Origin of the sequence: Pseudomonas sp. PvP028 (assembly GCF_017832255.1) — a bacterium.
GTDB lineage: Bacteria > Pseudomonadota > Gammaproteobacteria > Pseudomonadales > Pseudomonadaceae > Aquipseudomonas > Aquipseudomonas syringae.
In genome coordinates this window covers 2,734,090-2,748,619 of the sequence record NZ_JAFIBL010000001.1, presented here as the reverse complement: position 1 = coordinate 2,748,619, position 14,530 = coordinate 2,734,090, and the positions used below count along the sequence as shown (strand labels likewise).

At 61.4% G+C, this 14,530-nt stretch carries 12 protein-coding genes; 2 read left to right on the top strand and 10 right to left on the bottom strand.

Translation table 11 applies throughout. The annotated features are described in order from the left end of the window. The first annotated feature begins 333 nt into the window (after positions 1-333). Positions 334-2,757 carry a glucose/quinate/shikimate family membrane-bound PQQ-dependent dehydrogenase gene (locus tag JOE34_RS12240; RefSeq protein WP_209995826.1) on the top strand — a complete coding sequence of 808 codons (2,424 nt, stop codon included), beginning with the start codon at positions 334-336 and terminating at the stop codon, positions 2,755-2,757. 210 nt (positions 2,758-2,967) lie between these two features. Here the strand turns inward: JOE34_RS12240 and JOE34_RS12235 are convergent, their stop codons facing one another. The 8 genes from JOE34_RS12235 to JOE34_RS12200 all read right to left on the bottom strand — a co-directional run bounded on the left by JOE34_RS12235 (position 2,968) and on the right by JOE34_RS12200 (position 10,825). After that, positions 2,968-4,164, bottom strand: a complete 1,197-nt coding sequence (locus JOE34_RS12235; RefSeq protein ID WP_024683868.1) for an extracellular solute-binding protein — start codon at positions 4,162-4,164, stop codon at positions 2,968-2,970. Then, positions 4,161-5,168, bottom strand: coding sequence for a GTP-binding protein (locus tag JOE34_RS12230; protein ID WP_003425332.1), 1,008 nt, complete (start codon positions 5,166-5,168; stop codon positions 4,161-4,163). Before JOE34_RS12230 ends, JOE34_RS12235 begins: the two co-directional genes overlap by 4 nt. Next, a complete protein-coding gene (locus JOE34_RS12225) occupies positions 5,165-5,464 on the bottom strand; it encodes a hypothetical protein (protein WP_003405362.1) in 300 nt (99 codons plus the stop codon). Before JOE34_RS12225 ends, JOE34_RS12230 begins: the two co-directional genes overlap by 4 nt. A gap of 22 nt (positions 5,465-5,486) precedes the next feature. Continuing rightward, positions 5,487-6,236: an SDR family NAD(P)-dependent oxidoreductase gene (locus tag JOE34_RS12220; protein WP_003412971.1), complete on the bottom strand. Its 750-nt coding sequence runs from the start codon at positions 6,234-6,236 to the stop codon at positions 5,487-5,489. A gap of 117 nt (positions 6,237-6,353) precedes the next feature. Next, positions 6,354-7,115, bottom strand: a complete 762-nt coding sequence (locus JOE34_RS12215) for an SDR family NAD(P)-dependent oxidoreductase (protein ID WP_017279488.1) — start codon at positions 7,113-7,115, stop codon at positions 6,354-6,356. 10 nt (positions 7,116-7,125) lie between these two features. Then, on the bottom strand, positions 7,126-8,466 hold the full coding sequence (locus JOE34_RS12210; protein ID WP_096113113.1) for an MFS transporter: 1,341 nt from the start codon (positions 8,464-8,466) through the stop codon (positions 7,126-7,128). A 27-nt stretch (positions 8,467-8,493) separates the two neighbouring features. Next, a complete protein-coding gene (locus JOE34_RS12205; protein WP_002554892.1) occupies positions 8,494-9,375 on the bottom strand; it encodes a polysaccharide deacetylase in 882 nt (293 codons plus the stop codon). A gap of 76 nt (positions 9,376-9,451) precedes the next feature. Continuing rightward, the gene (locus JOE34_RS12200; protein WP_209995823.1) at positions 9,452-10,825 is read right to left on the bottom strand and encodes an amidase; all 1,374 of its coding nucleotides are present in this window, start codon (positions 10,823-10,825) and stop codon (positions 9,452-9,454) included. A 338-nt stretch (positions 10,826-11,163) separates the two neighbouring features. Between JOE34_RS12200 and JOE34_RS12195 the strand changes: the two genes are divergently transcribed. Continuing rightward, positions 11,164-12,165: a GntR family transcriptional regulator gene (locus tag JOE34_RS12195; protein ID WP_209995822.1), complete on the top strand. Its 1,002-nt coding sequence runs from the start codon at positions 11,164-11,166 to the stop codon at positions 12,163-12,165. Positions 12,166-13,226: 1,061 nt separating this feature from the next. Here the strand turns inward: JOE34_RS12195 and JOE34_RS12190 are convergent. Then, a complete protein-coding gene (locus JOE34_RS12190; protein ID WP_010420831.1) occupies positions 13,227-13,655 on the bottom strand; it encodes a group 1 truncated hemoglobin in 429 nt (142 codons plus the stop codon). After that, positions 13,655-14,530: a DUF3034 family protein gene (locus JOE34_RS12185; RefSeq protein WP_004404304.1), complete on the bottom strand. Its 876-nt coding sequence runs from the start codon at positions 14,528-14,530 to the stop codon at positions 13,655-13,657. The genes JOE34_RS12190 and JOE34_RS12185 overlap by 1 nt, the downstream gene beginning before the upstream one ends.

Genomic DNA, 14,530 nt, shown 5'->3' with positions numbered 1-14,530 from the left:
CGTCGACCTGCAGCACTGTTGCCGGCCTCGCAATGATCCATGTCAGGTTTTTCGCTTTTAGAAAAATTGTTAGCGCCCTATCATTGCCGGGTTAAGGATTGAAGATTCCCCCTTCTGCAGATGTTCCTTCGGACAAAAGCCTATGCACGAATTCGGGCGGTGATGGTCTACGACTCAATGACCGCGCCGACCAAACGTGCAACCGCGCTCTGCCTGACGGTTTAATTCCACCGTCGGCGATTCGTCTCAACAAGCAGCTTCAAGGAATGGCGCCAAGGCAGGCGATGCTTAAAACAAGATGTCAATTACTTACTTCTCGCGGAGATTCGCATTATGAGCACTGACGGTGCTTCAAATAGAAATCGCCTGTTACCGACCCTGCTCGGGCTGGTGATCCTGTTGATGGGGCTGGCCTTGCTGGTCGGTGGTGCCCGACTGCTGCAACTGGATGGCTCGCTGTATTACCTGCTGGCCGGTATCGGCTTCGCCGTGACTGGCGTGCTGCTGATCACGGGTCGTGCGGCTGCACTGGGCCTTTATGCACTGCTGCTGTTCGCGAGCACCGTGTGGTCGTTGTGGGAAGTCGGCCTTGATTGGTGGCAATTGGTGCCACGCCTGGCGCTGTGGTTCGCACTGGGTATCGTGTTGCTGCTGCCATGGTTCCGCAAGCCGCTGCTGCGCAACGGTCCGGCACGCATGGGCACCGGTGCATTGAGCATCGCTGTGGTGCTGGCCGGACTGACCGCACTGGCCAGCCAGTTCACTAACCCGGGCCGTATCGAAGGCCAGCTGGACCGCGAGACGGCTGGCACGACCAACACCGCACCGGCCATGCCTGACGGCGACTGGCAGTCCTACGGCCGCACCGCCTTCGGTGACCGCTACTCACCACTGGCACAGATCACGCCGGAAAACGTCAACAAGCTGGAGCCGGCCTGGACCTATCGCACCGGTGACATTCCGGGGCCGAACGACCCGGGTGAAACCACTGCCGAGAACACCCCGCTCAAGGTCAACGGCATGCTCTACGTGTGCACGCCGCACAGTCAGGTGATCGCGCTCGACCCGGATTCGGGCAAGGAAATCTGGCGCTTCGATCCGAAGCTCAGCACTCAGAACGCTGCCAACTTCAAGGGTTGGGCGCACATGACCTGCCGTGGCGTCACCTATCATGACGACGCTGCCTACGCCGCCAGTGCCCCGGCGCAAAGCCCGACGGTCCCTGCGGCTGACGGCACGGCCACTGCCAGTGCTGCCTGCCCGCGCAGAATCTTCCTGCCGACTGCCGACACCCGTCTGATTGCGCTGAACGCCGACACCGGCAAGATGTGCGAAGACTTCGGCAACAAGGGTTCGGTTGACCTGACCGCCAACATGGGCACCTTCGCTCCGGGCGGCTACTACTCGACGTCGCCACCCGCGGTCACCAAGGACCTGGTGATTATCGGTGGTCACGTTACTGACAACGTCTCCATGGACGAGCCTTCCGGCGTGATCCGCGCATACGACGTGCACACCGGCCGTCTGGTGTGGAACTGGGACAGCGGCAATCCGGAAGAGACTGCGCCGATTGCCGAAGGCAAGATCTACACGCGCAACTCGCCGAACATGTGGTCCATGTTCAGCGTCGATGAAAAGCTCGGCTTGATCTACCTGCCGATGGGCAACCAGACGCCGGACCAATGGGGCGGCGACCGTACGCCAGAGTCCGAGAAGTACAGCGCGGGCCTGGTTGCACTGGACATCGCGACCGGCCGCGTACGCTGGGACTACCAGTTCACTCACCATGACCTGTGGGACATGGACGTCGGTGGTCAGCCGACGCTGCTGGACATGAAAACCGCTGACGGCATCAAACCCGCTGTGCTGGCATCGACCAAGCAGGGCAGCATTTACGTGCTGGATCGCAGCACCGGCAAACCGATCGTGCCGATCAATGAAGTACCGGTTCCGCAAGGTGCTGTCGCTGGCGATCACACCTCGCCAACCCAGCCCAAGTCCGACCTGAACTTCATGCCGCCGCCGCTCAAGGAGCGCGACATGTGGGGCGTGACGCCGTTTGACCAGATGATGTGCCGGATCGACTTCAAGTCGCTGCGCTACGATGGTCCGTTCACGCCACCTTCGCTGCAAGGTTCGATCGTTTATCCGGGTAACTTCGGTGTGTTCGACTGGGGCGGTATTTCCGTCGACCCGGTGCGTCAGATCGCCTTCGTCAATCCTAACTACATGGCTTTCCGTTCGAAGCTGGTACCGTCTGCCGAAGTTGAAGGCGGCCCGGGTCGCAAGAGCGAAACCGAAGGCGTACAGCCGAACAAGGGCGCGCCTTATGGTGTGATCCTGGAAGCACTGCTGTCGCCGATGGGCCTGCCTTGCCAGGCGCCAGCATGGGGTTACGTGGCGGCGGTCGACCTGACCACGCAAAAAACCATCTGGATGCACAAGAACGGTACCGTGCGCGACAGCTCGCCGATCCCGCTCCCGCTGACCATGGGCGTTCCAAGCCTCGGCGGTCCTATCACCACCGCCAGCGGCCTGGCGTTCATGAGCGCTACGCTTGACCAGTACCTGCGTGCTTACGATGTGCGTAACGGCAAGCAGTTGTGGGAAGCCCGCCTGCCAGCAGGTGCGCAAACCACCCCGATGACCTACACCGGCAAGGACGGTCAGCAATACGTGCTGGTCGTCGCGGGCGGTCACGGCTCACTGGGCACCAAACAGGGTGACTACGTGGTGGCGTTCAAACTGCCGAAGTAATGCGTTGCTGAGGTCAATGAAAAGCGGCTACCGAGAGGTAGCCGCTTTTTTTTGTCGCCACTGAAGCCGGATCCCGGTTGATCTAGCTACCAGGCAGGGCTGCGGATCTGTGAGCGCTGCCAGACGATTATCGTTCCTTACGCTCCAGCGTGGGAATGCCGTTCTGGACGCTCTGCGTCCTCTCTTGAGGGCTTCTATCAGTGCGAATGACTAGCGCGCTTTGGCGCTGCTTTTGTCACTGGCGCGCAGGATGTCGTTCCAGCGGCGGACCAGGTAGTTGTGCTCGTTCATGACCGAGTTCCACACGGCAATATGGCCCATGCGTTCTTCGTAAGCGCCGCCGTCACGGACTTCCCCGGCGTCGATCAGCGGCAAGCCGTCGCTGCCGAGCAGTTGTTCGCGGGCAGGCAGGCCGGCGTACCAGTAATCCCATTCGGCAGCGCTGAGGTGATCACGGCTGCGTGCCGGATTACCGATGTAATAGCCCTGCCGCGCCATCACTGCGCCGGGCCAGCCCGACAGCCACCAGTTCAGGTACGCATAGGCCGCATCCAGCACCGGCCCCTTGGCGTGGCGTGACAGGGAAAGCCCGCCAAACCAGCCGCGATAGCCCTCTTTGGGCACCGCGACGCGATACTTCACACCGGCACGGTGCAGCCTGACCAGGGTCGGTGACCAGAGGCTCTGAATGTCGATGTCAGGGCTGAGCATCAGTTCGGCGGCTTCTTCGTCGCCTGACCAGAACGCAGCAAAATGCCCTTGCTGCTGTTTGCGCACCAGCACATCAGCGAGCCGATCGATCTCTTCGATGCTCATGTTGCCGATGTCCTTGAAGCTCGCCAGCCCTGCCCCCTGCACCGCCAGCGCGGCATCCAGTGCGCCGATGGCCGCGTCACTCTGCAAGGCGATGCGCCCGCCCCAGACAGGGTCGAGTAACCATCCCCAGCTTTCGTCCGCCGAGCTCAAGCCCTCCGGCAAGCGCTCGGGGCGATAGGCGAAGCTGTCGGCGTTATGGGTCAGCGGCAGCATGCTGATGCGCTCGGTCACCGCGCTGCCCAGGCTGCCATCGTGCTGCACGAACAAACGCTCGCTCGGCACACTGCCGCTGCCTGGTTGGTCGGTAGGCCGCAGCCGGCCCTGCTTGGGCAAGTCGTTGATTTCGTGCCACAGCGCAATGCGCCGCGTGTCGATGGGTTGAATCGCCCGGGCTGGCCAGACGAAATCAACGTTATGAAACCACTGGTCGTAGAGGTCGTAGCTGTCTGGTTGCATGACCGCGATACGTTGCGCGGTTTGCACGTCATGAATCTGGTAGACCAGTTTGATCCCCAGTTCCTGCTCGGCCCGCTCACGCAAAGACTCCAGCAGGGTCACGGAGGTGCCCAGTACGCGCAAGGTGATGGTCATGCTGCAGACTCGTTGAGCGGCGGCGCGAAACTGCTGGAGAAGACTTCGAACGAACGACGCAGCAGATCGGGATCGAGACCGCGCAGGATGAACACCAGCCGCGAGGTACGATCCTCGCCCGGCCAGGCGGCAAGGTGCACCGGCGCATGCAAGCAATGCTGCACACCATGAATCACGATGGGAGCCTGATTGTCGTTCACGTTGAGCAGCCCTTTGACGCGGAGGATTCGTTCGCCGTGGCATCTTAACAGCATCGACAGCCACACCCCGAAGCCGACCCAGTCCAGAGGCCGCTCGAACGTCAGGCAACAGACCTGCGCATCACCATGCCGTGCGGAGGTCGACAGCACCCGATGCAGTTGCCAGCGGGTCACTTCAGCGGCCGGTTCTTCGCTGCGCATACCCTCGCCCAGCAGCAACTGATCGCCGCTGTGGACATCCGCCGTATCCAGCAGTGGCGCAGAAAAATTCAGCGCTTGCAGATGCTCGCGCAGGCCATCCAGCACCGACTCGTCGACCAGATCGGTCTTGCTCAACAGCAGCCGGTCCGCCGCCGCGACCTGCGCCAGCCACTCCGGATGCAGACGCTCCTGCAGCGTCGCGTGACAGGCATCCACCAGCGTGACGATCAGACCGATATGAAAACGCCCACGAAGTTGCGGGTCATTGCTCAGCGTGGTGAGAATCGGTGCCGGATCGGCCAGGCCGGTGGTCTCCAGAATGACCCGCCGAAACGCAGGAATTTCACCTCGATTACGCCGCTCCAGAAGGCCGAGCAGCGCGTCTTTCAATTCACCGCGGACGGTGCAACAGACACAACCGCTGGGCAGCAGCACGGTATCCGGTGCGACCTCTTCAACCAGCAGATGATCGATACCCACGTCGCCGAATTCATTGATCAGCAGTGCGGTGTCGCCCATGTTTTCATCGGCCAGCAGGCGTTTGAGCAGCGTGGTCTTGCCGCTGCCGAGGAAGCCGGTAATCACGTTCAGGGCAATACTCATGATGACCTCTGCAGATGATCGAGCAGACCTGAATCAAGAGGGTCCAGCGGCCGGCCGATCAGCAACTCGGCTTTCTGCCAGAGCTGCTCCAGCCCGGTCGCAAGCTCCTGCTTGCCGGTGGCTCCGAGCAGGAGGTAGGAAACGCCTTGAAAATCTTCGACCTTCAGACGAAACGGCGCGACCACCTTGTTGATTGCAGCAATACGCCGCAAGCGCTCACGCCGCCGGGGCAGTTCTGCAGCCAGCGGATCGCTCCAGTGCACGTCTTCACCCAACAGCCCGCACAATCCACACATCAGGCGTTCTCCAGCTGTTTGCTCATGGCATGACGTCGCCGGAATTGGGGCCCAGTGTCTGACCGACGAACAGGTTGCCGCCCGGCTCGCTGGCCAGTAGCACCGCCACCGGGGCGACCTCCTCGGCCAGACCGAAGCGACCCAGCGGCAACTCGGCGGCCTTGGCGGTTTTCCAGGCGCTGCTGATCCCGGCGACCAGTGGGGTTTCGATAGGACCGGGCGCAATGGCGTTGACCAGTACGTTGTCCTTGGCGACTTCCAGCGCTAGGGACTTGCTGAAACCGATCACCCCGGCCTTGGCGGCGGCGTAATGGGTCAGTTCGGCACCGCCCTTGATACCCAGTTGCGAAGCGACATTGATGATGCGCCCCCAGCGCTGGGCAATCATGTGCGGCAATGCCCGCTGACTGGCCACGAACACGCTGGTCAGGTCAATGCGCAGCATGTCGTTCCACATGTCGAGGGTCAGGTCGACGCAACGCGCCTGGGTCAGCATGCCCGCGTTGTTGACCAGAATGTCGATGCCACCGAACTGCTCGACACAGGCATCGACGCTGGCTTGCGCGCCGTCGACGCTGCCGACATCGGCCACGCACTCCTGAACCTGGGCGCCCAGCTGGCGGCACTCTGCAGCGATCTTCGCCAGGCTGTCGGCGTCTCGGTCGCCCAGCACCAGACGCGCGCCTTCAGCCGCATAGGCGCGGGCGATGGCTGCGCCAATGCCACTGCCTGCTCCGGTGATTACTGCCCGCTTTTGTTTGAGTTGCTGCATGGGTCGGATTCCTTGGTTGATTTGGGGATCACGGCGTATTGCTCGCGAATGCTCAGTCACTGGCACGCACCTGTACTGAACGCTTCGCGAGCAGGCTCGCTCCCGATCCGAATCGATCTACTCGGGCCAGCGCACGGTCAGGCCGCCGTCGATCACGATGCTTTGTCCGGTCAGGTAACTGGCTTCATCGCTGCACAGAAAACGCACCAGCGCAGCGACTTCATCCGCTCGGCCGACCCGGCCCAGCGGGATGGCTTTGGCCGCCTGCGCCAGACCTTCGGGCCCCAGCGAGTTCTTGCTGTCCAGCGATTGCGGCGTCTCGATCAGGCCGGGAATCACCGCGTTGCAACGGATGCCCTTCGGGGCGAGCTCCACCGCCAGTGACCGACACAGCCCTGGTACGCCGGCCTTGGCCGCTGCGTAATGGGAATGGTCCTGCCAGCCATACACACCGCCGGCAATCGAGGAAATCGCCACCAGCGCGCCGCCCTCGCCCATATGCCGGACGGCGGCGCGGAAGGTGCGCATAACGCCGGTCAGGTCCACGTCGAGCATCTCGTTCCAGCGCTCGTCGGTCATTTCCAGCAACGGCGCACGGCGCAACAATCCGGCATTGGCGACCGCGTAGTCGATGCGGCCGAACAACTTGACCGCCTGCGCGGCCAGGTCATCGACCGACTCGGTGAAGGTCACGTCCAGTGGCAGCATCAGGCATTCGCCGCCCGCCTCCGCCACCAGCCTGCGGGTTTCGTCCGGATCATGCGGGTCAGCCGGATAGAACCCGCCTGCCACCGCCACACCCTGGCGGGCAAAAGCCACTGCCAGGGCCTGACCGATGCCGCTGGCGGCACCGGTTATCACTGCAACTTTACGCGTCATGTGCTGCTCCTCATTTCACCGTTTCAGGTCGCACGTGTTTAGCGGCAAACATCAGCGCACCCGACAGGAAGCAAGGCACTGCGCCGAAGTACAACGCCGAGGTCTGCCAGTCGCCGCCTGCGCTCAGTACCGATGTGGCACCGAAGCCTGCGACCACAGCACCGAGCGGGCCCATGGCATGGATGATTGCGCCGCCCGTGGCACGAATGCTGGTCGGGAAGCTTTCGCTGATGAAGAACAATGCCGCCGAGTAAGGGCCGATCAGGAAGAACAGCCCCAGGCTGTACAAGCCGACCACTGTCACCATGTTGCTTGGCCCGTACAGCATGCCGGCAAACGCCAGGCCGCCGAGCATCCAGCCAAGGCCGATGACATTGCGGCGACCGATCCGGTCACCCATCCAGCCGTGACACAGGTAGCCGCAATAGCCCACCAGGTTGGACAGCACCAGAATGATCAGCGAGTTCTCGAACGAGATGTGGTGGACGCTGACGATCACCGTCGTACCCAGCACGCTGAACACCTGAATGGCCGCCCAGTTGAGCAGGATCGCAGCACCGATCACCAGGGTCGCGCGGCGCGAGGAACCGCGAAAGGCAGCGCCGATACCGGCCTTGCTGTGTTCTTCGTAATCCACCGCGTACGTCTGCGCCACGGCCTTCGCCTGGCTGAGGTCGCCCTTCTTGCGCAACTGGGTGATGCGTTGATGGATCTGAAACTGCGGGCTCTCCTTGAGCTTGCGCGCCAGGATCGCGATGACGATGGCCGGGATGGCCGCAAACACAAAGCAACCCTGCCAGCCGATAACCGGCAACAGCACCGCCGTCAGACCAGCCGCGATCAGCGCACCAACCGGCCAGCCGCCCTGCACCAGGCTATAGATGAAGCCACGGCGCTTGGTCAGTCGCGGGTCGTCGGATGCAGCGTAGATTTCGCTCAGATAGGTCGCGTTGACCGTTTCCTCTGCATAACCCAGACCGCCCAGCGAACGAATGAGGATCAGGGGCGACTTGCCCCACGCTCCGCCGATGGCCGTGAGCGCCGAGCAGATCGCCGAGCCACTCACGGTGAAAATGATACCCACGCGCCGTCCCAGGCGATCTACCAGCGGGCCGATGGCCAGAGCCACCACCGCGGTGCCGACCGCGACCCAGGTCGCGATTTCGGCCTGTTCGACCTCACTCCAGCTGAAATGCCGACCGATTTCCGGTAACAGCGTGCCAAACAGAATGAAGTCATATACCGCAAACACCCACGCGAAAAACGCAATCCATGTGGCGAACCGTACTTGCTCCGGAGTCAGTTGCTCAGGTTTCCAGCCGGTCAGGTCGAGCTTATTGTAAATGGACATGAGTGACGCCTCGGACAGGGCAATGAATCAGCGGGTACGGGGGTTGCGACGCACGAAGTCGTCGGCAATCTCGTCGAAAGTGACGAACTTGACGCCAGCATGGCTTTGAATGTGCTCGATCAAGCGCTCCAGCATCAGTAGCACTTGCGGGCGACCAGACACGTCCGGGTGAATGGTCATGGTGAATACAGCGTGTTCGTGTTCGCGATAGACCCAGTCGAACTGGTCGCGCCACATTTCTTCCAGGTGCCGAGGGTTGACGAAACCGTGGCTGTTCGGCGCCTTCTTGATGAACATCATTGGCGGCAGATCGTCCAGATACCAGTTGGCCGGGATTTCCACCAGATCGGTTTCTTCGCCACGCACCAGAGGCTTCATCCAGGTATCCGGGTGCTGGCTGTAATCGATTTTGGTCCACTTGTCGCCCACCCGAACGTAGTAAGGGTGGAAGTCGTTGTGCATGAGGCTGTGGTCGTACTTGATGCCTTTCTTGAGCAGCAGCTCGTTGGTGACGTTGCTGAACTCCCACCATGGCGCGACATAGCCGGTCGGACGTTTGCCGGTCATTTGGGTGATCAGGTCGATGGACTTGTCGAGCACGATCTCCTCTTGCTCCGGGGTCATGGCAATCGGGTTTTCATGGCTGTAACCATGCACACCGATTTCATGCCCAGCATCTGCCACAGCCTTCATCTGCTCGGGAAAGGTCTCCATGGAGTGCCCCGGGATGAACCAGGTGGTGCGCAGACCGTAACGCTCGAACAACTTGAGCAGACGCGGCGCGCCGACTTCACCGGCGAACAGGCCGCGGGAAATGTCGTCCGGCGAATCCTCGCCACCATAGGAGCCCAGCCAGCCGGCAACGGCATCCACATCCACACCAAACGCACACAGAATTTCTTTGGCCATCGTTGTTCTCCCACGGGTTAATCAGATCGGCTTCGCGCTGTACGGCACGCGGGCCGGTTGGCACTGCAAAACGTGTTCAAGGGGCTGCGATCAGTGACTCCACAGCCAGCGCCGCACGCAGCAGCCGTGCGTCTTCGCCTGCCGGTGCACTGAGCAACAGCCCGGTGGGCAAGCCCGAGGCATCGCGGCCGCTGGGCAGTGACACGCCGGGCATGTTCAGCAGGCTGCCGGGCATGGTCAGGCGCAGCGTGGCGAGGTTGGTTTGAACGAACAGATCGTCGTCCGTCAGCAGCGGTGCGAGCGGCGGCGCCACATGGGCCACGGTCGGGGTAATCAGCAGCGCGCCGTCCAGTTCGAGGGTCAACTGCTCCTGCAAGCGCTCGCGCGCGGCATACAGATTGACCAGCAGGCTGGCCGGCATGGAACGGGCTGCCTCCAGGCGCTTGCGAACTCTGGGGTCAAGCTGGCTGGCGGCGTCGCTGTCGAGCAACGCCTGATGCAGCGCAAACGCTTCGGCGGCACCAAGCCAGCCCTGTTGCTGGATCAACAGCAAGGTGGCCTGAAATGCCTGGCATGGCTTGACCTCGATCAGCGCACCACATGCACGCAGGGCTTCGACGGCACGCAACAGGTTGTCGCGAACGGCCGGCGTGACGCGCCCGTCTTCCAGCACCGCCTGATCGAGCAGAAAACGTTGACCGGCCAGGCTGCGTGGTATCAACGATGAAGGTTTGCTGCGCGCACAGAGCAGATCGTCGATCACCAGAGCGTCACGCACGCTGCGGGTCAGTGGCCCGACGCTGTCCAGCGTCAGCGCCAGCGGGAAAACGCCATCGCGGCTATAGCGGCGGCTGGTGCTGCGAAACCCCACCAGACCGTTGAGCGCTGCCGGCACACGAATAGAACCGGCGGTATCGGTGCCCATGGCGATCGGTACGGTTCCGTTGGCCACGGCGACTGCCGAACCCGAAGACGAACCGCCAGGAATACGTGGCGAGCTGTCGCTGCTGGGGTTGATCGGCGTGCCGAAATGCGGATTCAGACCCAGCCCTGAATAAGCGAATTCACTGAGGTTGGTCTTGCCCAGACTGACCATCCCGGACCGTGCCAGCAGCCCGACAGTCGGCGCATCCAGCAGCGCCGGCGAAAGGCTGGTGCGCACCGCAGCACCAGCGGTTGTGACGCTGCCTGCCACGTCGAAGAGATCTTTCCAGGCGATAGGCACGCCGTCGAAGGGGCTCAATGGCTGCCCTTGTTGCCAGCGGGCGGCAGACGCTTCGGCTTCCCGGCGTGCCCGTTCGATACTCATGGAAATGAACACATGATCGGCGGTTTCTGCCTGTTGCAGAGCCTTGTCCAGAGCCCGCACAGGGTCGCAGCACCCCTGAGCAAAATCCTCGGCCAGTGCGCAGGCATCACGGGTAACGCTGTGACTCCCGGTATCGGTCATGGACATCACACCCTTAAAAATGTACTTATTAATAAAATGTACATTTAATAAAGGCAGGTTCCATGCCAATCTGCACGTCGCGACGCCCTGACCCGACCGGGCTGATAGCCCTTTCGCGCTGGAACCGCCGTGCTAGAAACCTTTTTGCAAAGGCATCAATCAGTTGCGACAACGCTTCGCCAGCGCACAAAATCGTCATAAAGAAATAATGTATCTTTTATAAAAGGTACATTTCGGTGCAAAAAAGTAACGGTGGCCCCATGAGCGAGCATAAGGACGTGTGCCAAGGTGACAACAACGCTTCTGTGCGAGAATCGTCCGTCAACCGCCAGAAGTGTATGAAACCGATGTCAGAAGAGGACCCGCGCACCGCGTCGCGCTACGCCATGATCCGCGAGGTGTTGCGTAACGCTATCGTCTCGGGCGCGGCCGTCAACGGACTGGTGCTGCTTGAAGCACCGCTGGCAGAACTGTTCGGCACCAGCCGGGTGCCGGTGCGCAAGGCGCTCAACCTGTTGCATGAAGAAGGCTTGATCAGCCGCTTCGACGGCCGGGGCTATCTGGTCAATCCTGACGCGCAGGAAGTCGAACCGCTGCGCCTGAGCCTGAGCCACAAGCAGTTCGGGCTGGACAGCAGTGAAGAACTGGTCGACACCCGCCCGCTCGGCGAACGCATTCATGATGAGATCGGTGCGGCACTGTCAGCCTGTATCGCGTTTGGTCACTACCGGCTGGATGAACAAAGCGCCGCGCAGCATTACGGAGTAAGCCGCGCAGTGGTTCGTGAGGCGCTGATGCGTCTGCGCGATCGCGGCCTGGTGGAAAAAGAGCCTTACTCGCAATGGCTGGCGGGGCCGCTGACGGCCCGGGAAATCACCGAAGACTACGAATTGCGCGCCTGCCTCGAGCCCGAAGCCTTGCGCCAGACGGCGCCACAGCTGAGCCGCGAAACCCTCGAAGCGATGCTGACTAGAGTCATCGAGGCGCAAAACGCCGAACAGTGCAGCCTTGAGGAAATCGAGCGCCTTGAAGATGATCTGCATCAGCAATGCCTGGGCGGCCTGCAAAACCGCAAGATCGCCATGCTGATCAGCCAGGCGCAAAGCCCGATGATCATCAACCGGATTTTCTACCGCCTGTTGAGCATTGGCGCCGATGAAGCGATGCTGGCCGAACACCGGCTGATCATCGAATTGCTGCTGCACGGCGCCTTCGACGCCGCCGCCCTGAACCTCAAGGAACACCTGCTACGCGCCCGGCAGCGCATGCTGCAACGCCTGAAAGTCCTGTCGGTATTGCCGGAGCAGGAAGTGCCGGGGTATCTGACTCGGTTGAGTTGAGGCGGGCTGGATCACTCTCGTTGCCACGCTATATAAAAGAGTCAACTCGCACTCGGTGTGAAACCCGGTTTCTGTAGGAGCGGACTTGTCCGCGAAAGGGCCTGTACATTCACAACATTTCTGCTGCCCAAACGCCCTCTTCGCGAACAAGTTCGCTCCTACACAACCGTCCGATTTCGTAGCGCCCGGCAGCGCATGCCACGCTATAAACGAGTCAACTCGCGCTCGGTGTGAAACCCGGTTTCTGTAGGAGCGGACTTGTCCGCGAAAGGGCCTGTACATTCACAACATTTTTGCTGCCCAAACGCCCTCTTCGCGAACAAGTTCGCGCCTGCACAAGCGTCCGATTTCGTAGCGCCCGGCAGCGCATGCCACGCTATAAACGAGTCAACTCGCACTCGATGTGAAACCCGGTTTCCGTAGGAGCGGGCTTGTCCGCGAAAGGGCCTGTACATTCACAACATTTCTGCTGCCCAAACGCCCTCTTCGCGAACAAGTTCGCGCCTGCACAAGCGTCCGATTTCGTAGCGCCCGGCAGCGCCGCCACGCTATAAACGAGTCAACTCGCACTCGGTGTGAAACCCGCTTTCTGTAGGAGCGGATTTGTCCGCGAAAGGGCCTGTACATTCACAACATTTCTGCTGCTCAAACGCCCTCTTCGCGAACAAGTTCGCGCCTGCACAAGCGTCCGATTTCGTAGCGCCCGGCAGCGCATGCCACGCTATAAACGAGTCAACTCGCACTCGGTGTGAAACCCGGTTTCTGTAGGAGCGGACTTGTCCGCGAAAGGGCCTGTACATTCACAACATTTCTGCTGCCCAAACGCCCTCTTCGCGAACAAGTTCGCACCTACACGAGCGTCCGATTTCGTAGCGCCCGGCAGCGCATGCCACGCTATAAACGAGTCAACTCGCAATCGGTGTGAAACCCGGTTTCTGTAGGAGCGGACTTGTCCGCGAAAGGGCCTGTACATTTACAACATTTCTGCTGCCCAAACGCCCTCTTCGCGAACAAGTTCGCGCCTGCACGAGCGTTCTATTTCTTAAGATCCAGGCTACGACTTACTTGCCGATCACTTCGCCACGCATCGGTGCCAGGCGGGCGATGAGGCGGTTTTGTACGGGGACCGGGACCTTTTCGGTGTCCATCGAGGCGATGAGGTCTTCGACCAGCGCGTTGAAATCGCTGCGGGTCAGGTTCTGCCCCTTGTGCGCCTCGGCCATGCTGTCGCCGCTATAGCGGCACGGGCCGCCGGACTCGACGCAGAGTTGTTCGACCAGCTTGTCGCGCAGACGCACGATGTCCACTTTCTTGAAGTGCTCGACGATCCGCTGATCCTTGGCCACGTTTATCAGCATGCCTTCGACGATGCGCTGGATACCGGCACGCTGGCCCAGGTCGTGGTAGAGGCTGTCATCCTTGGGTGGCTGTTGCTGCTGCGCGCAACCGGCCAGCAGCGTCAGCATCATGGTTATCAGCAAGCGCCTCATCAAAAACTCCCCTGCACAGACAGATAGGTGCCGTTCTGGTTGTCCAGGGTGGCGATTTCACCCAGGCGGGCGTAAGCCAGGACCACGGACACGTGCTTGTTGGGGAAATAGCCGAGAAACACATCGGCCCAGTCACTTTCGCCGGCAAACGAAAGATTGTCCGGCTTCTCGCGATATTCGACGCCCAGCGCCCAGCGCGGATTGAACAGCACGGCTACCGAACCCTCCTTGAGCAGGCTGCGGCTGTCGCGCCGATCGCCGCCGAACCCCAACAGTCCGGTTTCGTTGGCGCGGCTGTAACGCACGCCGCCGTTGACCACGACGTTGTAGCCGAACGCCGCGCCCATGAACAACCGACTGGCCGTCAGGTAGCCCTCGACATCAGAGTCACGCCGGGCGCCGACCAGGCTGGGAATCAGGAAATCGTTCTGATGCTTGTACTGCACCCCCAGAGAAACCTGCGGCAGGCTTTCGTAGATCAAGTCGCCGAACAGCCGCACTTTGACGCCGAATACGTCCTGACTGAGGTTATCGTCCGGCAGGCTGAGCCTGTGCTGCAGGTTGCTGATATCGAAACGCTGATGGGCGTAGGACAACTCCACGCGATTGCCATAGGCGAACGCCAGGCCTGCCACATCGAGGTTGTAGTCCGGCAGATTCACGTGCGTGGCGAAGGCGGTAGCGCCCCACTCGCCTTGCTCGCTGTACCCGGTGATCACCGCCCACGGGGTTATGCCGCCGCCGGCGCTGCCTTCAATGCTGGTCGCGCCGCCCGTGGCGATCAACCGGCCGTTGTCGCCCAGGGCGGACGTCGGAGTAGCGCCCGCCATGCCCACCAGCAAAGACCCCAACAGCAGCGATGTTTTGTGCAACAT